Raw genomic sequence first — 21,471 nt, 5'->3', positions numbered from 1 at the left:
GCGGCGGCATCGTCATTTGCGCAGCGACATACCGCGCGCCGCTCTTATCCCCTCGGCTGGATCGCCGGCGCACCGTTACCGCGTGCCGCCTGCCCACCGCCGCGCACGAAGCGGCGCCCGTGCGGGCCGTACACGCCGTCCGGTTCCGGATACAGCGTCAGCAGCACGAAATACAGCACGCCGCCGACCGCCAGCGACACCGGCACGCTCAGGTCGAGCCCGCCCGCGAGGTTGCCGAGCGGCCCGACGAACTGCCCCGGCAGGTTCACGAACGACAACCCGACGAACGCGGCCGGCAGCCACGCGCCCATCGCGCGCACGTTCCAGCCATGCGTGAACCAGTAATGGCCACCGTGCAGCCCGCGGTTGAACACCTGCAGGTCGTCGGCGAGATAGTAGCCGCGCCGCGTCACGTAGCCGATCACCATGATCGCCATCCACGGGCAGCTGAACGTATCGATCAGCGTCGAGAACGTCGCGACGCTTTCGACGAGGTTGAACCAGAAGCGGCCCACGAAGATGAACGCGATCGCAATCGTGCCGATCAGCAGCGTCGCACGCACGCGATTCAGGAGGCGCGGGAACATGCTCGACACGTCGAGGCCGGTGCCGTACAGCGCGGTCGTGCCGGTCGACATCCCGCCGATGATCGCGATCAGGCACATCGGCAGCAGGAACCAGCGCGGCGAGATCGCGAGCAGGCCGCCGACGTAGTCGTTCGACGCAATGAATGCGGGCGCCTGCGTCGCGATGATCGTCGCGGTCGCGAGGCCGAAGAAGAACGGCACGAAGGTCGCGATCTGCGCGGCGAACACGGCGCCCATCACGCGATGCTTCGGCGTGCGCTGCGGGATGTAGCGTGCCCAGTCGCCGAGTGTCGACGCGAACGACACCGGGTTGCTCAGCGCAACCAGCACCGCGCCGACGAACGCGGCCCAGAAGCCCGCGCTGCCCTGCTGCACCGTGCCGGCGTAATTCGTGTCGAACAGGCCCGCGAACGCGAACAGGCCCGCGACGAACAGCACGCTCGCGGCCCACACGGCGATCTTGTTGACCCACAGCATGAAGCGGAAGCCGTAGATGCAGACGATCAGCACGAGCACCGCGAACACCATGTACGCCGCACCGAGCGTGAAGCCGTTGACCGGTACGCCGACCATGTTGTGCGCGCCGCCGACGAGCGCATCGCCCGAGCTCCATACCGCGAGCGAGAAGAACGCGATCGAAGTAAGCAGCGCGAGGAACGAGCCGACGATCCGGCCGTGAATGCCGAAATGCGCGCCGGACGACACGGGGTCGCTCGTGCCGTTGCGCGGGCCGAACAGGCTCATCGGCGCGAGGATGCAGGTGCCGGCGAGCACGCCGAGCACGATCGCGCAGACTCCCGCCTTGAACGACAGCCCGACCAGCACGGGAAAGCTGCCGAGCACCGAGGTGGAAAACGTATTGCAACCGCCGAACAGCAACCTGAACAGGTCGATCGGCCGCGCATAGCGCGATGCATCGGGAATGCGCTCGAAACCGAACGACTCGACCTGCGTAATCCTGCCTTCACTCATTTGTCTCCCACTCCTCTGGTGCATCTGTACGGCCCGGGACTGCGGCGGTACGACACATCGTCATCGATTCGCGGCCACTCTAAACCGGATCGCGCGGCGCAAATATCACGCATTCGAGACGTTTACGACGAAGGAGAACGATGTTTCCCGGCAGGCCGGCGGCCGACGCCCGCGCCATCCGTCCGGCGCGGGCGATGTGATGTCAGTGCGCGTTCTCCGCCGCCGGCGCGCGGCATGCAATCAGGCCCCGCTGAACGGCTTGCCGCGCCTCGATGCCGGCGAGCCAGCGCTCGACGTGCGGGTAGCCGGCAAGGTCGAGCTCGAGTTCGGCCGCCGCGCGCAGCCACGGGAACGCGGCGATGTCGGCGATCGAGTACCGCGACGACGCGAGATACGCCGATTCCGCCAATCGGCCGTTCACGACCCCGTAGAGGCGCCGCACTTCGTTCCGGTAACGCTCGAGCGCTTGCGCATTGACCGTCTTCGATGCATGCAGGAACCACCAGAGCTGGCCGAGCATCGGCCCGATCCCGCCGATCTGGAAGTGCAGCCATTGCTGCACCGCCGTGCGCTCGGCCAGCGTTTCGGGCTGCAGAAAGCCCGTCTTCGTAGCGAGATAGCCGAGGATCGCGCCGGATTCGAACACGGCCAGCCCGGTGTCGTGGTCGACGATGGCCGGGATCTTGCCGTTCGGGTTGATCGCGAGAAACGCCGGGCTGCGCTGCTCGCCGGCGGACAGGTTCACGTGCACGCGGTCATGCGCGAGCCCGGCCTCCTCCAGGTAGATCGCGATCTTGTGCCCGTTCGGCGTATCGGCCGTATAGAACGTGAGGGAATGCGTCGAGGTCATGTCGGTCCTTGTCATTCGGTTATTGTTGCAACTACAATCGTTGCAATTGCAATCCTATGCCGGAACCGACGCCCCGGCGACATGCCAATACCAGAAGGAGGGACATGCAGACTGCGCGATCCGGTCCGCCCGTGCGGACGCCCGACACCCGCCGCGCCGCGGCGGCCTGCCTCGAAAGGCTGCTGACGCAGCGGCTCGCACCGCGCGGCCGTGCGATATCGCCGCTCGACGCGATGCGCGCGGCCGCCGATTGCCTCGAACGCGATGCGGCAACAGCGGAACGCGTATGGATCGTGCGAGCCGATACGCGTGAGCCCTGTGCAGACGCGGGTGCACATCGCCGCATCAGCGCATGGCCGCTGCGGTTTCTCGATGCGCGCAAGCGGTTCGAGCAGCCGCTGCTGTACCTGCTGCATGCGCGCGCGACCGACCGGCTGCGGCTGGCGTCGATCGAAACCGTCGATCGCGGGATCTTCGTGAACGATGCCGAAACGGTCGCTTCGTCCTGGCCGAAAGGCGTGACGCCCGACGTCCCGCACTGGCTGGCCGCGAACCCCGCGTGCACGCCGTACGATCCGGCATCGGGCCATGAGGCGATCGCGATCCTGCGCCACGCGCTGCGCACGCTTTATGTCGCCGGCCAGCCGGGATTCTGCTACCTCGCGAGCCACGACGACCCCGTGCCCGATGCGAAGCCGCTATCGGCCACGGCGGCCCGCGATGCGTTCAGCGGCATGGTGCGGGCCGGCCGGCGCGCGGCGGCCGGCGCGGCCGCCCGAATCCGGCTGTGCGGCGCGGGCAGCACGCTCGCGCAGGTGAAGGAGGCGGCCGATCTGCTGCACGACGAATGGCGCGTCGATTCGACGATCTGGAGCTGCCCGAGCTACACGCAGCTCGCCCGCGACGGTCACGCGGCCGACCGGTGGAACCTGCTGCACCCGCACGACAAGCCGCAGATCGCGCATGTGCGCCGATGCATCGGCGACAGCCGCACGCCGGTGCTCGCGGTGACGGGCTATGCGCGGCACGTCGCCGCGCAGATCGGCGCATTTGTCCCGGCCCGCTTCGCGGCGCTCGGTGCGGACTCGGCCGGCCCGGGCGCCGGCACACGCGCGCCGAATGCGCGCTGGATCGCCGCGGTCGCGCTTCGCCTGCTGGCCGACGACGGCTGCGTGCCGGCCGACTGGGCCGCGCATGCGATGCACCGTTATGCGCGCGGCTGATGCGCGCGCCGGCTGCCGTTACTTCGCGTCGGCGGTCGCGTCGCGCGCCACGGCCGTCGCGCGATCGAGCGCGGCGGCCATCGCCGCCTGCTCCTTGCCGGTGAACTGGTCGAGAAAGAGTTCCGCGACCGTCGACTGGTACACCTTCCACATCTTCTTGCGCAGCGTGCGCCCCTTGTCGGTGATGCTCGCAAACGCGGCGCGACCGTCGTCGGCCGACCGCGCGCGCATGACGAGCCCTTCCTGTTCGAGCCGGTCGACGAGCCGCGTCAGGTTGTAACGCTCGATCGCGAGCACATCGGCCAGTTCGTGCATGCGGCGCGTGCCGTCGGGCCCGCTTTCGAGCCCCCACAACGCGTCGTACCACGCATAGGCGGGAAGGCCGGCAGCCGCGAGGCGGCGCTCGATCTCGCGAATCATCGTCCGGTGCGCGCGGACGAACGAGAACCACAGATCGGGTTCGGGTGCGCTCATGTCAGGTCGTTCCTTTCGTTGAATTGCAGTTGCAATTAAATTTTACCTCGATAACAATGCCCCTCAATACGATTGCAATTGCAATCATTTCTTTGCCCGCCGATCGGCGGGCGTTCCGTCGCGCGACGCGGCGCCACGACCGTCGCCACGCGCAGCCTGATGCTTCTGGAGACACTGCATGACCGCACCTCTCGCGTTACCCGACATCGACCCGCAGGAAACCCGCGAATGGCTCGATGCGCTCGAATCCGTGATCGCGCTCGAAGGCCGTCCGCGCGCGCACTACCTGCTCGACCAGCTTTCCGATCTCGACGCGGCGCGCCACGGCGACCTGCACGGCCGCGTGACGACCGCGTACGTGAACACGGTGCCGCGCGAGCGGCAACCGGCCTACCCGGGCGATCTCGCGCTCGAACGCCGCCTGAATGCGATGATCCGCTGGAACGCGATGGTGATGGTGCTGCGTGCCGGCCGGCATTCGAACGTCGGCGGCCATATCGCGACCTACCAGTCGGCCGCGGTGCTGTACGACGTCGGTTTCGATCACTTCTTCCGCGGCCGCACCGATGCCTTCGACGGCGACATGGTCTACATCCAGGGTCATTCGGCGCCCGGCATCTATGGCCGCGCGTATCTGGAAGGTCGCATCACGGATGCGCAACTCGACAACTTCCGCCGCGAGACCGGCCGCGAAGCGGGACGCGACGGGCTGTCGTCGTATCCGCATCCGCGGCTGATGCCGGATTTCTGGCAATTCCCCACCGTGTCGATGGGGCTCGGGCCGCTCACGGCCGCGTATCAGGCGCGCTTCATGCGCTACCTCGAATATCGCGGGCTGAAAGCGCACCAGGGCCGCAAGGTCTGGGCATTTCTCGGCGACGGCGAAATGGACCAGCCCGAATCGCTCGCCGCGATCTCGCTCGCCGGGCGCGAACGGCTCGACAACCTGATCTTCGTCGTCAACTGCAACCTGCAGCGCCTCGACGGCCCGGTACGCGGCAACGGCAAGGTCATCCAGGAACTCGAAGGCACGTTCCGTGCGGCGGGCTGGAACGTCATCAAGGTGATCTGGGGCGGCGGCTGGGATCGCCTGCTCGAGCGCGACACAACGGGCCTGCTGCGTCAGCGCATGATGGAATGCGTCGACGGCGACTACCAGACCTTCAAGTCGCAGAGCGGCGCGTACGTGCGCGAGCATTTCTTCGGCAAGTACCCCGAGCTGCTCGAACTCGTCGCCGACCTGTCCGACGACGACATCTGGAAACTGGCGCGCGGCGGCCACGATCCGGAAAAGGTGCATGCGGCTTATGCGCAGGCGATGCGCGCGGACGGGCGGCCGACCGTCGTGCTCGCGAAGACGGTCAAGGGCTTCGGGATGGGCGAAGCCGGCGAAGGCCAGAACGTGAACCACCAGTTGAAGAAGATGAGCGCGGACGCCATCCGCGCGTTCCGCGACCGCTTCGCGCTGCCGGTCAGCGATGCGCAGCTCGACGACCTGCCGTACCTGAGACCCGAACCCGGCGGCGCCGAGGCACGCTACTTCGCGGAACGCCGTGCCGCGCTCGGCGGCCACGTGCCGGCCCGCTTCAGCCGTGTGGCGCCGCTGCCGGTGCCCCCGCTCGCCGCATTCGACGTGCAGCTCAAGGACAGCGGCGAGCGCGGGCTGTCGACGACGATGGCGTTCGTGCGCATCCTCGGCACGCTGCTGAAGGATCCGGCGCTCGGCAAGCTCGTCGTGCCGATCGTGCCGGACGAATCGCGTACGTTCGGGATGGAGGGCCTGTTCCGCCAGATCGGTATCCACTCGCATCTCGGCCAGCTCTATACGCCTCAGGACGCGGGCCAGCTCAGCTACTACAAGGAAGCGAAGGACGGGCAGATCCTGCAGGAAGGCATCAACGAATCGGGCGCGATCGCGTCGTGGATCGCGGCCGGCACCGCGTACAGCAATCACGGGCTGCCAGCGATCCCGTTCTACATCTTCTATTCGATGTTCGGGCTGCAGCGCGTCGGCGATCTCGCGTGGGCGGCCGGCGACGCGCGTACGCGCGGCTTCCTGCTCGGTGCGACGTCGGGCCGTACGACGCTGATGGGCGAAGGGCTGCAGCACGACGACGGACACAGCCACGTGCTGTCGTCAGTGATTCCGAACTGCGTGTCGTACGACCCGACCTATGCGTACGAACTCGCGGTGATCGTGCGCGACGGCCTGCGGCGGATGTTCGCGGAACAGGAGGACATCTACTACTACATCACGCTGCTCAACGAGAACTACCCGCATCCGGCACTGCCCGATAACGCGGAGGCCGGCATTCTCAAGGGGCTTTACCTGCTGCGCGAAGGCGCGTCGCGCGCGGCCGATGTGCCGCATGTGCAGTTGATGGGTAGCGGCGCGATCCTGCGCGAAGTGATCGCCGCGAGCGACCTGCTCGCACAGGACTTCGGCGTGTCGAGCGACGTGTGGAGCGCGACGAGCCTGAACGAACTGCGCCGCGACGGGCTGGCCGCGGAACGCTGGAACTTGCTGCATCCCGAGCAGGCGCCGCGCGTGCCGTACGTGCAGCAATGCCTCGACGGCCGCACGGGGCCGGTGGTCGTCGCGACCGATTACATGAAGATCGTCGGCGACCAGATCCGCGCGTTCGTCGACGGCCGGCGCTTCGTGTCGCTAGGCACCGACGGTTTCGGCCGCTCGGATACGCGCGACGCGCTGCGCACGTTCTTCGAGGTCGACCGGCACTTCATCGTGATCGCGGCGCTGAAGGCGCTCGCCGACGACGGCGCGATACCGCGTGTTCGCGTAGGCGAAGCCATCCGGCGCTACGGCATCGACATCGACAAGATCGATCCGGCCAGCGTGTAGTCACCCGGCGGGTGGCGGGTGGCGGGTGGCGGGTGGCGGGTGGCGGGCGGCAGGCGGCAGGCGGCAGGCGGCAGGCGGCAGGCAAGAATGCTCCGGCCTGCCGCGCCGCCGTACCCGGACTACTACTGCCCCGCTTGCGCGAGCGGGCCTTGCGAACCCTGCGCCGTTCCCGACGGCCAGCCGCCCGCCAGCGCCTTGTACAGCGCCACCGTCGACGCCGCACTGCGCATCTGCCCGTCGGCCGCCGCATCTTGCGCCTGCAGCAGCGTGCGTTGCGCGTCGAGCACTTCGTAGTAGTCGATCGCGCCCGCCGAAAACCGCGCCTGCGCCAGTTGCGCGGCACGCGCGCTGTCGGTCGCGGCCCGCACGAGATGGTCCGTCTCGTCACGCGTGCGTGCCGCGCGCAGCAGCGCGTTCTCCGTTTCCTCCAGCGCCCCGAGCACGGTCTGCCGGTACTGCGCGAGTTGCCCGGCCGCTTCCGCGTCGCTCGCGGCAATCCGCGCACGCACGCGGCCGACGTCGAGGAACGACCAGTCGATGCCGAGCGCGATCAGGTTCGTGTCGCTGCCCGCGCGGAAGAACCCGTAGCTGCTCGTCGCGCTGCCGAGCAGGCCCGACAGCGTGAAGCGCGGGAACAGGTCCGCCGTCGCGACGCCGACGCGCGCGGTCGCCGCGTGCAGCCGTGCCTCGGCGGCTGCGACATCGGGACGCCGGCGCAGCAGGTCGCCCGGCGTGCCGGGATCGATGTCGGCTGCCAGCGCCGGCAGCGGCACGGGTGTGCCCGCCGGCGCGGCTGCCTTCGGGAGATCGAAGCGGCCGATCAGCGCATCCGGCGTCTGCCCGGTCAGCACCGCGAGCCGATGCTCGTCGACGCCGATCGCCGCTTCGTACACCGCGATCCGCGACGTCGTCGATTCGTACTGCGCGCGCGCCCGCGCCGCATCGAGTTCGGAGCCGCGCCCCGCGCCGACGCGCGCATTGATCAGCGCGAGCGTCTGCTTCTGGTTGTCGGCGTTCTCGCGCGCGATCCGCAGCCGCTCCTGCGAGCCGCGCAGATCGACGTACGTGCTCGCCACCTCGCCGGCGATCGCAACGCGCACCGCGCGCACGTCCGCCGCGCTGGCAGCCGTTTCCGCACGCTGCGACTCGATCGAACGACGCACGCGGCCGAACAGGTCGAGCTCCCACGCCGCATTGATCCCGACGCTGGACGTCGGCGTATCGCGCTGGCTGCGCGGCGCACCGAACGCCTGGTCCTTGCTCATCAGCTGATGGCCGATCGTCCCGCTCGCGGTGATAGTCGGATAGCGGTCGAACGTGGCCTGCGACAGCAGCGCATTCGATGCGTCGTAGCGCGACACGGCGACCTGCAGGTCCTGGTTCGCCGCGAGTGCCGTGTCGATCAGCTGCGTCAGTTGCGGATCGCCGAAACCGCGCCAGAACGCGGCATCGGCATCGGCCGACGCGTCGGGCGGCGTATCCCGCGTCGTACCGGACGGCGACGCATCGCGCTGCGCTGCCGGATGCGCATCGCGGGCGAACCGCGCGGTCGTAGCCGTGTCGGGTCGCTTGAAATCGGGGCCGACCGCGCATGCAGCGAGCGTCACCGACATCGCGAGCGCGGAAAGACGGAAAGCGGCGCTCATCGGTTTTCTCCTTCGAGGGTGCCGTGGTGTTCGCTCCACACGGCCGGTGTGCCGCCCGCGAGCTTGCGGATCGCCACATAGAACACAGGCGTCAGGAACAGCCCGAACAGCGTGACGCCCAGCATCCCCGCGAACACGGTGATGCCGGTGGCCGCCCGCACTTCGCTGCCCGCGCCGCCGCCGATCAGGAGCGGCACCGAACCCGCGATGAACGCGACCGACGTCATCACGATCGGACGCAGCCGCAGCTTGCACGCTTCCAGCGCGGATTCGATCACGCCCTTGCCCTGGATTTCCAGCTCGCGCGCGAACTCGACGATCAGGATCGCGTTCTTGCACGCCAACCCCATCAGCACGACGAGACCGACCTGCACGAACACGTTGTTGTCGCCTCCCGACAGCCACACACCGAACAGTGCCGCACAGATGCACACGGGCACGATCAGGATCACCGCGAGCGGCAGCGTCCAGCTCTCGTACAGCGACGCGAGCACGAGGAACACGAGCATCACCGCGAGCGGGAACACGACGATCGCCGCGTTGCTCTGCGTGACCTGCTGATAGCTGAGATCGGTCCACTCGAGCACGATCCCCGGCGGCAGCACTTCCTTCGCGATCTGCTGCAGCTTCTCGATCGCCTGCGACGACGACATCACCTTCGGATCGGCGTCGCCGATCAGGTTGGCGGCCGGATAGCCGTTGTAGCGGACGACCGGGTCGGGCCCGTACGCGGGCACCACCGTCACCATCGAGCCGATCGGCACCATCTCGCCCTTCGCGTTGCGCGTGCGCAGGTTCGCGATGTCGGCGGCCGTCTGCCGGTGGCCGGCATCCGCCTGCGCCATCACGCGATACACGCGGCCGAACAGGTTGAAGTCGTTCACGTACATCGAGCCGAGATAGACCTGCAGTGTGCTGAACAGGTCGGTCAGCGCAACGCCCTGCGCCTTCGCCTTCAACCGGTCGACCTTCACCTCGAGCTGCGGGATGTTCGCCTGGTACGAGCTGACGGGGTAGCTCATCCCCGGCGTCTTCGCGACCGCGGCCTGGAACGCGGTGAGCGCGTTCTGCAATGCGCCGTAGCCGAGCCCGCCGCGATCCTCCAGGTACAGCGAATACCCCGAGCCGTTGCCGAGGCCCTGGATCGGCGGCGGCATCAGCGCATAGGTAATACCGCCGCCGATGGCCGCGAAGCGCGCGTTCAGGTCCGCGTTGATCTGCGCCGCGCTGCGGTGGCGCTGGTCGAACGGCTTCAGGATCACGTACGAGTTCGTGATGTTCGGCGTGTTCACGCCCTGCAGCGCATTCAGCCCGGCAAACGCCGGCACCATCTCGACACCGTCGGTGCCGAGCGCGATCTTCGTCATCTGCTCGGTCACCTCGCTGGTGCGCGCAAGCGACGCGCCTTCCGGCAGCTTCGCGCCCGCGAACAGGTACAGCTTGTCCTGCACCGGGATGAAGCCGCCCGGCACCGCATTGAGCAGCAGCGCGGTTGCCCCGAGCAGCGCCGCATAGACCGCGAACACCACCCCGCGCCGCTTCAGCGTGCGCGAGACGACGCCGTGATAACGATCGGAACTACGGTCGAAGAAGCGGTTGAACGGATGGAACAGCCAGCCGAACGCACGGTCGAGCCCGCGCGTGAGCGCATCCTTCGGCGCGTCGTGCGGACGCAGCAGCTTCGCGGCAAGCGCGGGCGACAGCGTCAGCGAGTTGATCGCGGAGATCACCGTCGAGATCGCGATCGTCACCGCGAACTGCCGGTAGAACTGCCCGGTGACGCCCGACATGAACGCCATCGGCACGAACACCGCGCACAGCACGAGCGCGATCGCGACGATCGGCCCCGACACCTCGCGCATCGCCTGGTGCGCGGCGTCGCGCGGGCTCAAGCCCTGCGCGATGTTGCGCTCGACGTTCTCGACGACCACGATCGCATCGTCGACGACGATCCCGATCGCGAGCACGAGCCCGAACAGCGTCAGCGTGTTGATCGAATAGCCGAGCAGGTAGAGCCACGCGAACGTGCCTACCACCGAGACGGGCACAGCGACGAGCGGAATGATCGAGGCGCGCCACGTCTGCAGGAACAGGATCACGACGAGCACGACCAGCACGACGGCCTCGATCAGCGTGTGCTGCACCGCGCGGATCGAATCGCGCACGAATACCGTCGGATCCCACACGGGACGGTACGCGACGCCGGGCGGAAAGTGCTTCGACAGTTCGTCGAACGTCGCGTACACGGCCTTCGCGACCTCGAGCGCGTTCGCGCCCGGCGACAGGAAGATGCCGACCACGGCCGATTGCTTGTCGTTGAAATACGAGCGCAGCGTGTAGTCGCCCGCGCCGAGCTCAACACGCGCGACGTCGGACAGCTTCACGACCTGGCCGTCGTCGCCGTTGCGCAGCACGATGTCGCCGAACTCCTGCGCCGTGCGCAGCCGGCCGCGCACGTTGATCGACAGGAGGAAGTCGTTTTTCTTCGGCGTCGGCTCCGCGCCGAGCTGGCCGGCCGACACCTGCACGTTCTGCTCGCGCACGGCGGCAATCACGTCGCTCGCGGTCAGCCCGCGCGACGCGAGCCGGTTCGGGTCGAGCCACAGCCGCATCGCGTAGTCGCCGGCGCCGGACAATCCGACGTCACCGACACCGGTCAGCCGCGACAGCTCGTCCTTCACATGCAGCGTCAGGTAGTTGCGCAGGTACAGCGAATCGCGGCTGTTGTCCGGCGAATAGAGGCTCACGTACATCAGCGGCGTCGGCGACTGCTTCTGCGTGGTCACGCCGTACTGGCGCACCTCGTCGGGCAGGCGCGAGAGCGCCTGGCTCACGCGGTTCTGCACGCGCACGGCGGCCGTATCGGGATCGACGCCCTGCAGGAACGTGACGACGACCTGCAGGCTGCCGTCCGAACCGGCGACCGACTTCATGTACATGATGCCTTCGACGCCGTTGATCGCCTCTTCCAGCGGTTCAGCGACCGATTCGGCGATTTCTTTCGGGTTCGCACCCGGGTACGTCGCACGCACGACGACGCTCGGCGGCACGACTTCCGGGTATTCGCCGGCGGGCAGCATCGGAATCGAGATCAGGCCGATCGCGAAGATGACGATCGACAGCACGACCGCGAAGATCGGCCGGTCGATGAAGAATCGGGAGAAATCCATTACCTGTCTCCCGTTACTGTGCAGCCGGCGTGCCGGCATCGGCGACGGCCTGCGCGCCGTTGCTCGACCCACTACCCGGCCCGTTGCCCGCACCATTGCCGGCACCGGCGTCGGCGCGCGCGGGCAGCGCCTTCGGCTTCACCTGCGCGCCCGGATAGTAAATCCGCTGCATGCCGTCGACGACCACGCGGTCGCCCGCCTGGATCCCCTTCTCGATGATCCGCTCGCCGTCCAGCCCGCGGCCGATCGTCACGTCACGGCGCAGCGCCTTGTCGCCGGGCCCGATCACATACACGTACTTGCGGTCCTGATCGGTGAGCACGGCCTTGTCGTCGACGAGCAGCGCATCCTGGTCGCGGCCGCTGACGAGCTGCACGCGCGCATACAGGCCCGGCGTAAACGTATGGTCCGCATTCGGCAGCCGCACGCGCGCGCGGATCGTGCCCGTCTGCGGGTCGAGCCGGTTGTCGAGGAAATCGACGGTGCCCGCATGCGGGAAGCCCGTCTCGTTCGCGAGGCCCACGCGTACCGGATCGGCGCCGATCGCGCGATGCTTCGGATCGGCACGCCGTGCGTTGTAGCGCAGGTAGCTCTGTTCGTCGCAGTCGAAATACACGTAGACGGGGTTCTGCGACACGACGGTCGTCAGCAGCGTGTCGTCCGCGCGCGCCAGGTTGCCGACGGTGGCGACCGCGCGGCCGACGCGACCCGCGATCGGTGCACGCACTTCGGTGAAACCGAGATTGAGCTTCGCGTCGGCGACGGCCGCGTCGGCCGCCTGCAGGTCCGCACGCGCCTGCTCGGCAGTGGCGCGCGCGTTGTCGAGTTCTTCCTGCGACGTCGCATGCGCGTCGATCAGCGTCTGCACGCGCTTGAGCTGCACGTTCGCGAGGCTCGCGGCCGCGCGGGCCCGCTGCAGCTGCGCGTTCGCGCGATCGAGTGCGATCCGGTACGGGCGCGGGTCGATCTCGAACAGCAGCGCGCCCTGCGCGACCAGGTCACCCTCCTTGTAGGCGACGCGCTGCAGATAGCCGCTCACGCGCGGCCGCAGTTCGACTGCATCGACCGCTTCGACGCGTCCGTTGAATTCGTCCGCGAGGCGGATCGTGCGCGGCGCGATGGTGGCAACGCCGACTTCGGGAAGGGATGGGGCCGACGATGCGCCTTTGCCGTCGTGACAGCCCGACAACGCCAGCAGCAGGGCACAGGCCGCGCCCAAAGGCGACGTCCTGCGTAGGGATAAGGAGAGCATGATGCCTCGCGACGGGTTAAACTGGCGCGTAGCATAAAAGTTAAAGTTAACTTCAAGTCAAGCTTTCCCGGAGGAGCGTCATGGGTATCCAGGAAACGCCGCAATGGCCGCTGATGTCGATTCGCGAAGTGGCCTCGCGCAGCGGCGTGCCGGCGTCGACACTGCGGTTCTACGAGACGCGCGGGCTCATCAAGTCGCACCGCAACGGTTCGAGCCATCGCCACTATTCGCGCGCGGTGCTGCGGCTGATCGCGTTCATCGTGTTCGCGCAGAAGATCGGCTATTCGCTCGACGAGATCGCCGAGCAGCTCGTCAGCCTGCCCGAGGAAACCGCGCCGAGCAACAAGGATTGGCAGCGGCTGTCGCGCGGCTGGAAGCAACGCGTCGCGAACCGGATCGAGGAGCTGCAGCGGCTCTACATCAACCTCGACGAATGCATCGGCTGCGGCTGCCTGTCGCTGAAGCGCTGCAAGCTGACGAACCCGGAAGACCGTGCGGGCCGCAACGGGCCCGGCGCGCGGCGCTGGCTCGGCGATGCGCCGCCCACGGACCTCGAGTGACCGGCGGCCGGGCATGGCGTGCGATGCCGCGCCCGGCCGCCGGTGCGGATGGCGTCACCCGACGCGCCAGCCGCCGTTCACCGCGATCGTCGCGCCGGTGACGAACGACGCGCGCGGCCCGGCGAGCCACGCGACCGCGTCCGCGATGTCATCCGGATGCCCGGCGCGGCCGGCCGGCGTCTGCTCGCGAATCGTCGCCGCGATGGCCGGCGCGACACCGCCGTCGCCGAAGAAGCGTGTGTCGGCGATATAGCCTGGCGCGACCGTATTGACCGTTGCCCCGCGCGGCCCGAGTTCGCGTGCGAGCGCGACGGTGAACCCTTCGACGCCGGCCTTCGCCGCCGCGTACGCAAGGCCGCCCGGCAGCAGGCTGCCGGCGCGCGCCGCGATCGAGCCGATGTTGACGATCCGTGCGTCGCGCTCGGCCAGATGCGGCAGCACGGCCATGGTCGTCACGAACAGGCTTTTCAGGTTCGCGTCGAGCACCGCATCCCACACGGTCTCGGCCTCGCCCGCCTCCGTATCCGCACCGACGCGGCCGGTCAGCCCCGCGTTGTTGACCAGTACGTCCACGCAAGGCCACTGCGCGACGATCGCGTCGACCGCCGCTTCCGCATCGCGCCGCACACTCAGGTCGGCCGCCTGCCCGATCGCCGCGCCGCCGAGACGCGTGACGGCCGCTTCCAGCCGCATCGCGTCGCGCCCGACGATCGCGACGCGATACCCTTCCTCCACCAGCCGTCGCGCAATCGCGAAGCCGATCCCGCTCGACCCGCCCGTGACGATCGCCGTTCGCTGCCGTTCGTTGCCCGCCATGACCTGCCCTCCTGACTATTGACGGTTGATGACAAGGCCATTCTGGGCAGCGCGAGGTGATAGGTAAAATACGAATTCGATGATCAACTGATACATGGAAGGTATCGCATGATCGATCTGCGGCAGTTCAGGCAATTCATCGCGGTTGCCGAGACGCTGAGCTTCCGGCGCGCGGCCGAGCGGCTGCACATGGCGCAGCCGCCGCTCAGTGCGGCGATCCGCAAGCTGGAGGACGAGCTGGGCGTGACGCTGCTCGAGCGCGACAACCGCGGCTCGGCGCTCACGCCGGCCGGCGAGGCGTTCCTGCTCGAAGCACGGCGCGCGCTCGAACAGGCCGAGCGCGCGGTGGCCGTGGCCCGCCGCGCAGGCGCCGGCCTCGGCGGCACGCTAAGGCTGCGCTTCGTCGACAGCACGGTCAACGCGCTGCTGCCGCTGATCCTGCGCGCATTCCAGGAACGGTATCCGGACGTCGATTTCCAGCTCGAGGAAGGCACGACCGCCGAACAGGTGCTCGCGCTGCGCCAGGACCGTACGGACGTCGGCCTCGTCGTGCTGCCGGTGGCCGATGCGGGCGACGTGCGCGTCGAGCCGCTGCTGCGCGACCGGATGGTCGCGGCGCTGCCCGACGGTCACCGGCTCGCGCGCCGCCGACGCATCGCGCTCGCCGAACTGGCGGACGAACCGTGGGTCATGTTCGCCGCGCACCACGGGCCCGGCATGCATGCGCTGATCGTGACGGCGTGCGCGCAGGCCGGCTTCGCACCGCGCGTCGTCCAGCGGCCGCGCCAGATGCAGACGACAGCCGGGCTCGTCGCGGGCGGCATCGGCGTCGCGCTGATGCCGCGCCTGTTCGTGCCGATGCAACCGCAAGGCATTACGTTCTGCGAACTGAAGGATGCGGGCAGCCCGCTCGCGTACGAGCTGGCGATCGCGTACCGGACGCCATCGCCGCTCGTCGATGCGCTGCGCGAAACCGCGCAGCACGCGGTGCGCGAACTGGGGCTGGTTGCCGCGACGTGAGCGCGCGTGGCGCTCAGTCGCCGACGAGGTTGAACGCGACGGCGAGCACCGCTTGCCGGAACGCATCCTGCTGCGTGGGCAGCGACGTGAACTCCAGCATCATGTGACTGTACGACACCGTCGTGCCGACCGCGCTCGCGATCATGAAGAACAACACGTTCGGATCGACCGGGCGAATCGCGCCGGCCTCGACCGCCTCCGCCAGCAGCGGAAACATCGCATCGTGATACGGGCGCACGATCCGCTCCTGCAGCCGGTCGAGCCGCCCGCCCTCCTCGGTCGCCGCTGTCGAAAAAAACATGCCGATGTCCGGCTCCGCGAATTCGTGATCGACGCACAGCTCGAGCATGCGCCGCACGCGATCGCGATGGGGCAGCGACGACGTGCGCAACGCACGCAGCGCATCGAACATCGGTTCGGCGATCTCGACGATCTGCTCGACGACGGCCAGCCACAACGTTTCCTTCGTACCGAAATGATGGGCGATCAGCGCCGCGTCGATGCCCAGCTCGCGCGCGACCTCGCGCACGCTCGTCGCGTCGTAGCCCCGCTTCGCGAACGTGCGGCGCGCGGCCCGCAATATCACGTCCGGACCGACGGACGCCCCGGCCAGCGGCCGCCCTCGCATACGCCGCTTGGCCGGCGCGCGCTCAGTGACTTCAGCCACGTTTCCCTGCTCTCCTTGAATGATTCGGATACCCCTGTTCCGGCCCCGCTTTAGCGTCGCCAAAACCATATGACCTGCCCGGCTCCGTTGACACGCGAAGCCGGGAAGCGCTAGGATCATACCTTATTCATCACGTGATGATTTATCCATGGCAACCCCTACACGCATCGTCATCGTCGGCGGCGGGATCGCCGGACTGCAGCTCGCCACCCGCCTGGGCGAGCGCCTCGGCCGGTCCGGGCGCGCACAGGTCACCGTCGTCGACCGCAGCCCGACCCACATCTGGAAGCCAATGCTGCACACGATCGCGGCCGGTACGCGCGACGTGCAGCAGCAGCAGGTGATCTTCCTGGCCCATGCCCGCGATCACGGTTACACGTACCAGCCCGGCGAATTGAAAGGGCTCGATCGCGCGCGGCGCCGCCTGCAGCTCGGCGAGATTCGCTCGCAGGACGGCGAACTCGTGGTCGACGCCCGTGAACTCGAATACGACGTGCTGATCCTCGCGCTCGGCAGCCAGGCCAACGATTTCGGCACGCCGGGCGTACGCGAGCACTGCTATTTCATCGACAGCCAGCCGCAGGCCGAGTCCTTCAACGAAGCGTTGCGGATGCGCGTATTTCGCAGCATCGCGCGCAACGAGCCGTTCCGCGTCGCGATCGTCGGTGCGGGCGCGACGGGCGTCGAGCTTGCCGCGGAGCTGAGCCGCCTGCTGGAAGTGGCACAAGCCTATGGCGACGAAACGGTACGCGACCGGCTGCAACTCACGCTGCTCGAAAGCGGCCCTCGCATCCTCGCCGCATTTCCGCCAAAGATTTCCGCATCGGCACAGCAACGGCTCGAACAGATCGGCTTTCACGTGCTGACGTCGACCCGCGTCACGTCAGCCGACGCGAACGGCTTTCACTACGGCGACGGTTCGTTTGCGGAAGCGGACCTGATGGTCTGGGCGGCCGGCGTGAAGGCGCCCGATTTCATGCAGGCGCTCGGCGGGCTCGACACGAATCGCGCGAACCAGGTCGTCGTCGGCCCGACGCTGCAGGCAACGGGCGACGATCACGTGTTCGCGATCGGCGATTGCGCGAGCCTGTTGCCCGACGGCCAGGAACGGCCGCTGCCGCCCACCGCGCAAGTCGCGACGCAGCAGGCCGAGCATCTCGCGAAGCACCTGCCCGCGTGGCTCGACGGCAAGCCGATGCCGCCGTTCGCGTTCCACGATTTCGGCGCGCTCGTGTCGATCAGCGACTACGACGCGTTCGGCACGCTCGGGCAGTTCGGGTTCTTTCGCGGCGGCTTCATCCAGGGGCGTTTCGCGCAGTTCAGCCACCTGATGCTCTACCGGCGGCACCAGCAGGCGCTGCACGGTTTCTCCAAGGCGACCCTGCTGTGGATCGCCGAACGGATCAACGGCTGCGTGCGGCCGCGCATCCGCCTGTCGTGATGCCGCGCGCAGCGGCGTCGCGTAACGTTTCGAGGAAAACTGACATGAACAACCGTATAGCGCCCTGGCTCGTGACTGTCGCCGCGATCGGCAGCTTCGACATGCCGTCCGTCTCGTGGGGCATGCCGCAGCGGCGCAGCGTCACACGCGACCGGCTGCCGTCGTGGAACGCGACGAGCAAGCCGGCCATCAGCGTACTCGAGCGGCCCACGGCCGACACCGTGATGATTTCTTGGCGCGACGCATGCACCGGGCACTACGGTTATCAGAAGTGGCGGCTGTTCACCACGCGCAAGCGCGGTGTATGCGCGCTGTCGGGGCAACCGATCGCGATCGGCGACAGCGTCTATGCGCCGCAGTTGCTCGGCTCGACACCGGGCAACGCCGCCGCGATGGTGCTGGCCGCGTGCATCGACGCGGCCCGCCCCGCCGAAGCGGCCTGAAGGCTCGGGATACCGCTTCAGGCCGTGGTGACGCGATCCGCCTCGCGGGCCGCCTCGTTCATCCGTGCTTCGGCTTCCTCATCCAGCAGCGCCGCATTCGCTTCGGCTTCCGCTTCCGGCATCAGCTCGCCTTCCCATTTCGCGACCACCGCGCTGGCGATCGAGTTGCCCACTGCGTTCGTGGCCGAACGGCCCATGTCGAGGAACGTATCAACGCCGAGAATCAGCAGCAGCCCGGCTTCCGGGATGTTGAACTGGTGCAGCGTCGCGGCGATCACGACGAGCGACGCGCGCGGCACGCCGGCCATCCCCTTCGACGTCAGCATCAGGATCAGCAGCATCGTGACCTGCGTGCCGAGCGACAGGTGAATGCCGTATGCCTGCGCGATGAACAGCGACGCGAACGTGCAGTACATCATCGAGCCGTCGAGGTTGAACGAATACCCCATCGGCATCACGAAGCTCGAGATCTTGCGGCGCACGCCGAAACGGTCGAGCGCATCGAGGATCTTCGGATACGCGGCTTCCGAGCTCGCGGTCGCGAACGACAGCATGAACGCTTCCTTGATCAGCACCAGCAGCTTGAACACGCGGCGGCCGAGGAACAGCAGCCCGGCAGCGACGAGCGTGCCCCACAGCAGGAACAGGCTCAGGTAGAAGTCGCCCATGAACACCGCGAACTTCAGCAGGATCGACAGGCCGTTGATCGCGACGGTCGACGCCATCGCCGCCAGCACCGCGAGCGGCGCGAGCTTCATCACGTAACCGGTGATCCTGAGCATCACGTGCGCGAGCTGGTCGATCGCCGCGACGAGGATCTTGCCGCGTTCGCCGAGCGACGCGAGCGCCACGCCGAAGAACATCGAGAACACGACGATCTGCAGGATCTCGTTGTTCGCCATCGCCTCGGCGATCGACTTCGGCACCATGTGACCGACGAAATCCTTCAGCGTGAACTTGGACGTTGCCAGATGCGCGGACGCGCCGATAACCGGCAACGGCAACCCGAGGTTCTCGCCGGGTCGCAGCAGGTTCGCCATCAACAGGCCGAGCAGTAGCGAGATCAGCGACGCGGTGACGAACCAGCCGAGCGCCTTCACGAACACGCGTCCCACCGACGACGCGTCGCCCATGTGCGCGATCCCGACGACCAGCGTCGAGAACACCAGCGGGCCGATCACCATCTTGATCAGCCGCAGGAACACGTCGGACACCAGCGAGATGTAGCCGGCGATCTCCGCCGCGGACTGCTTGTCCGGCAGTTGCGTGTAGATCATGTAGCCGATCAGGATGCCGGCCGCCATCGCGAGCAGGATCCAGCCTGCCGCGGACATTCGTTTGTTCATGACGGAATTCGATGCACGGGAAGAAGTGGACGGATGAAAGGCGCGCATCCCGTGCCGTGCCAGGGCGCGCGCGTGGCGAGCCGGTCGTGTCCGGTATGTCGGGCACGGGCGCCGGCGCCGGTCAGGCTCGCGGATGTCCGCGAGCCGACGTTCGGCCGCCGCGACGGCATTCGCGCGAGGGCGAACGCCTGCGGCAGCGATCCAGCATGATGCGATCGGGTCAGGTCAGTAGCCGATTGCCGATCCGGCCGGACGACGCGGGTCGTTGTAGCCGTAGACGAAGCCGACACGCACGTTGCCGGACACGGACGAATCGTTCCCGGAACTCTGGCGGCTCGCGGCTTCGGTGCCCGGCAGGCCGACCATGATCAGCTCGGCGGCGCCCCACGGCGTCTGCTCGACCATCTTGTAGCCCATGTTGCGCAGGATCGCGAGCGTGTCGGGCGACAGGCCGTAGGTTTCGTAATAGACCGCGTCAGGCAGCCACTGGTGGTGGATGCGCGGCGCGGTGACCGCGTCCTGCGGCGTCATCCCGTAGTCGATCACGTTCAGCACCGTCTGCAGCGTGATCGTGATGATGCGCGACCCGCCCGGCGAACCGACCACCATGAACACCTTGCCGTCCTTCTTCACGATGGTCGGCGCCATCGACGACAGCGGACGCTTGCCCGGCGCGATCGAGTTGCGCGTGCCCTGCACGAGACCGAACAGGTTCTGCGCGCCGACCTTCACGGTGAAGTCGTCCATCTCGTCGTTCAGGAAGAAGCCCGTGCCCGGCGCGATGACCACGGCGCCGAAGCGGCCGTTGACCGTGTAGGTCGTCGACACCGCGTTGCCGTCCTTGTCGATGATCGAATAGTGGGTCGTCTCCGGCTTCTCGTGCACGCCGACGCCCGGCTGCACGTCCACCGACGGCGTCGCCGTATCGGCGTGGATGCTCTTGCGGATCTGCGCCGCGTATTCCTTGCTCGTCAGTTTCGCGACCGGGTTGTCGATGAAGTTCGGATCGCCGAGCAGCGTGTTGCGATCTTCGTATGCGTGGCGCATCGCTTCGGTCATGTAGTGAACCGCCGCGGCCGAATGGTAGCCGAGCTTGCGCAGGTCGTACCCTTCGAGAATGTTCAGCGTCTCGCACATCGTCACGCCGCCCGAGCTCGGCGGAGGCGCCGACACGAACTCGTAGCCGCGATACGTGCACGTCAGCGGCGCCATATCCTGCGCACGATAGGACGCGAAATCGGCGGCCGTGATCACGCCGCCGCCGCGCTTGGCCGCCGCTTCGACGATCTTCGGGATCTCGCCGTGATAGAACGCGTCGGGCCCCTGCTCCGCGATGCGCTCGAGCGTGCGGGCCAGGTCCTTCTGCACGAGGCGATCGCCTGGCTGCAGCGGCGTGCCGTCCGGCCGCAGGAAGATGCGCGCCGCTTCCGGATCCTTCCTGAAGCGCTCGACCGTCGTGTCGAGGATGTCCGTATCGCCGCGCGTCAGCACGAAACCGTCGCGCGCGAGCCGGATCGCCGGCTCCATCACCTGCTTGCGCGTCAGCTTGCCGTACTTGCGCTGCGCGAGGTCGAGGCCAGCAACCGTGCCCGGCACGCCGACCGCGCGATAGCCATACAGGCTGTCGTCAGGGATGACGTTGCCCTTCGCGTCGAGGTACATGTTCGCGGAAGCCGCGGCCGGCGCGGTCTCGCGGAAATTGATGAAGCGATCGCGCCCGTCGGCCAGGTGGAGGGTCATGAAACCGCCGCCGCCGATGTTGCCGCAGCACGAATTGGTCACGGCCTGCGCATAGCCGACCGCCACCGCCGCATCCACCGCGTTGCCGCCTTCCTTCAGGATGTCGACGCCGATCTGCGACGCAAAGTGCTGCGACGACACGACCATGCCGTTCTTCGCTTCGACCGCCGGGTCCGACGCGGCGATCGCGCACATGCTCATTGCCGACAACAGGGTGAGTACTACGAGCCGCCTCATGACGGAATCCTCCAGACAAATAAACCGGGCCATGCCGGAATGCGACACCGCATCACCGCGTGTCGACGCGGCGATTTGCGATGTAATAAACCGTACACTCCAGCGAGGTCGCGATCATATCACTCGGTTTTTTGCACCAAAACCTAGGGTTAATACTGAATAAT

16 protein-coding genes are annotated in these 21,471 nt (G+C 67.7%); 6 read left to right on the top strand and 10 right to left on the bottom strand.

Annotated elements, in window-relative coordinates; all coding sequences use genetic code 11:
* Positions 1-44: 44 nt before the first annotated feature.
* Together HAV18_RS00550 and HAV18_RS00545 are read right to left on the bottom strand one after the other, a co-directional pair.
* Complete coding sequence (locus HAV18_RS00550; RefSeq protein ID WP_243771510.1) at positions 45-1,559, bottom strand: cytosine permease; 1,515 nt, start codon at positions 1,557-1,559, stop codon at positions 45-47.
* 202 nt (positions 1,560-1,761) lie between these two features.
* The gene (locus HAV18_RS00545) at positions 1,762-2,409 is read right to left on the bottom strand and encodes a glutathione S-transferase family protein (protein WP_166951263.1); all 648 of its coding nucleotides are present in this window, start codon (positions 2,407-2,409) and stop codon (positions 1,762-1,764) included.
* 104 nt (positions 2,410-2,513) lie between these two features.
* On the opposite strand from HAV18_RS00545, the gene HAV18_RS00540 reads away from it, so the two are divergent.
* Entirely contained in the window at positions 2,514-3,632 is a 1,119-nt protein-coding gene (locus HAV18_RS00540) for a transketolase-like TK C-terminal-containing protein (protein WP_166951259.1), read from the top strand.
* An 18-nt stretch (positions 3,633-3,650) separates the two neighbouring features.
* Here HAV18_RS00540 and HAV18_RS00535 read toward each other — a convergent pair whose 3' ends face one another.
* Positions 3,651-4,106, bottom strand: a complete 456-nt coding sequence (locus HAV18_RS00535; protein ID WP_166951256.1) for a MarR family winged helix-turn-helix transcriptional regulator — start codon at positions 4,104-4,106, stop codon at positions 3,651-3,653.
* Positions 4,107-4,284: 178 nt separating this feature from the next.
* On the opposite strand from HAV18_RS00535, the gene aceE reads away from it, so the two are divergent.
* On the top strand, positions 4,285-6,969 hold the full coding sequence (aceE, locus tag HAV18_RS00530; RefSeq protein WP_166951253.1) for a pyruvate dehydrogenase (acetyl-transferring), homodimeric type: 2,685 nt from the start codon (positions 4,285-4,287) through the stop codon (positions 6,967-6,969).
* Between the two features lie 122 nt (positions 6,970-7,091).
* Here the strand turns inward: aceE and HAV18_RS00525 are convergent, their stop codons facing one another.
* From HAV18_RS00525 to HAV18_RS00515, 3 genes are read right to left on the bottom strand one after another with little or no spacing between them, the layout of a single operon-like run.
* Positions 7,092-8,615 (bottom strand): efflux transporter outer membrane subunit, encoded by a 1,524-nt coding sequence (locus HAV18_RS00525; RefSeq protein ID WP_166951250.1) that lies wholly within the window; start codon positions 8,613-8,615, stop codon positions 7,092-7,094.
* Entirely contained in the window at positions 8,612-11,785 is a 3,174-nt protein-coding gene (locus HAV18_RS00520) for an efflux RND transporter permease subunit (protein WP_166951245.1), read from the bottom strand. Before HAV18_RS00520 ends, HAV18_RS00525 begins: the two co-directional genes overlap by 4 nt.
* A 13-nt stretch (positions 11,786-11,798) precedes the next feature.
* Positions 11,799-13,037, bottom strand: coding sequence for an efflux RND transporter periplasmic adaptor subunit (locus HAV18_RS00515; protein WP_166951243.1), 1,239 nt, complete (start codon positions 13,035-13,037; stop codon positions 11,799-11,801).
* Between the two features lie 80 nt (positions 13,038-13,117).
* On the opposite strand from HAV18_RS00515, the gene soxR reads away from it, so the two are divergent.
* On the top strand, positions 13,118-13,597 hold the full coding sequence (gene soxR / locus HAV18_RS00510; protein WP_166951242.1) for a redox-sensitive transcriptional activator SoxR: 480 nt from the start codon (positions 13,118-13,120) through the stop codon (positions 13,595-13,597).
* A gap of 54 nt (positions 13,598-13,651) precedes the next feature.
* Here the strand turns inward: soxR and HAV18_RS00505 are convergent, their stop codons facing one another.
* Positions 13,652-14,413, bottom strand: a complete 762-nt coding sequence (locus HAV18_RS00505; protein WP_166951240.1) for an SDR family NAD(P)-dependent oxidoreductase — start codon at positions 14,411-14,413, stop codon at positions 13,652-13,654.
* A 108-nt stretch (positions 14,414-14,521) separates the two neighbouring features.
* Here HAV18_RS00505 and HAV18_RS00500 point away from each other — a divergent pair, with 108 nt between their 5' ends.
* Entirely contained in the window at positions 14,522-15,433 is a 912-nt protein-coding gene (locus tag HAV18_RS00500; protein WP_166951239.1) for a LysR family transcriptional regulator, read from the top strand.
* 13 nt (positions 15,434-15,446) lie between these two features.
* On the opposite strand, the gene HAV18_RS00495 is transcribed toward HAV18_RS00500, so the two are convergent.
* Entirely contained in the window at positions 15,447-16,100 is a 654-nt protein-coding gene (locus tag HAV18_RS00495; protein ID WP_166951237.1) for a TetR/AcrR family transcriptional regulator, read from the bottom strand.
* Positions 16,101-16,248: 148 nt separating this feature from the next.
* On the opposite strand from HAV18_RS00495, the gene HAV18_RS00490 reads away from it, so the two are divergent.
* Both HAV18_RS00490 and HAV18_RS00485 read left to right on the top strand, forming a co-directional pair.
* On the top strand, positions 16,249-17,541 hold the full coding sequence (locus HAV18_RS00490; protein WP_166951235.1) for an NAD(P)/FAD-dependent oxidoreductase: 1,293 nt from the start codon (positions 16,249-16,251) through the stop codon (positions 17,539-17,541).
* Positions 17,542-17,585: 44 nt separating this feature from the next.
* Positions 17,586-17,984, top strand: a complete 399-nt coding sequence (locus HAV18_RS00485; RefSeq protein ID WP_166951233.1) for a DUF3331 domain-containing protein — start codon at positions 17,586-17,588, stop codon at positions 17,982-17,984.
* 17 nt (positions 17,985-18,001) lie between these two features.
* Here HAV18_RS00485 and HAV18_RS00480 read toward each other — a convergent pair whose 3' ends face one another.
* Both HAV18_RS00480 and ggt read right to left on the bottom strand, forming a co-directional pair.
* The gene (locus tag HAV18_RS00480) at positions 18,002-19,330 is read right to left on the bottom strand and encodes a dicarboxylate/amino acid:cation symporter (RefSeq protein ID WP_166951229.1); all 1,329 of its coding nucleotides are present in this window, start codon (positions 19,328-19,330) and stop codon (positions 18,002-18,004) included.
* 225 nt (positions 19,331-19,555) lie between these two features.
* Positions 19,556-21,307 (bottom strand): gamma-glutamyltransferase, encoded by a 1,752-nt coding sequence (gene ggt / locus HAV18_RS00475; protein ID WP_166951227.1) that lies wholly within the window; start codon positions 21,305-21,307, stop codon positions 19,556-19,558.
* Positions 21,308-21,471 lie beyond the last annotated feature (164 nt).

The sequence above is a fragment of the Burkholderia sp. D-99 genome, assembly GCF_011605345.1.
Taxonomy (GTDB): Bacteria; Pseudomonadota; Gammaproteobacteria; order Burkholderiales; family Burkholderiaceae; genus Burkholderia.
The sequence above is the reverse complement of the archived record's forward strand: the minus strand, read 5'-3'. Positions and strand labels throughout refer to the sequence as shown.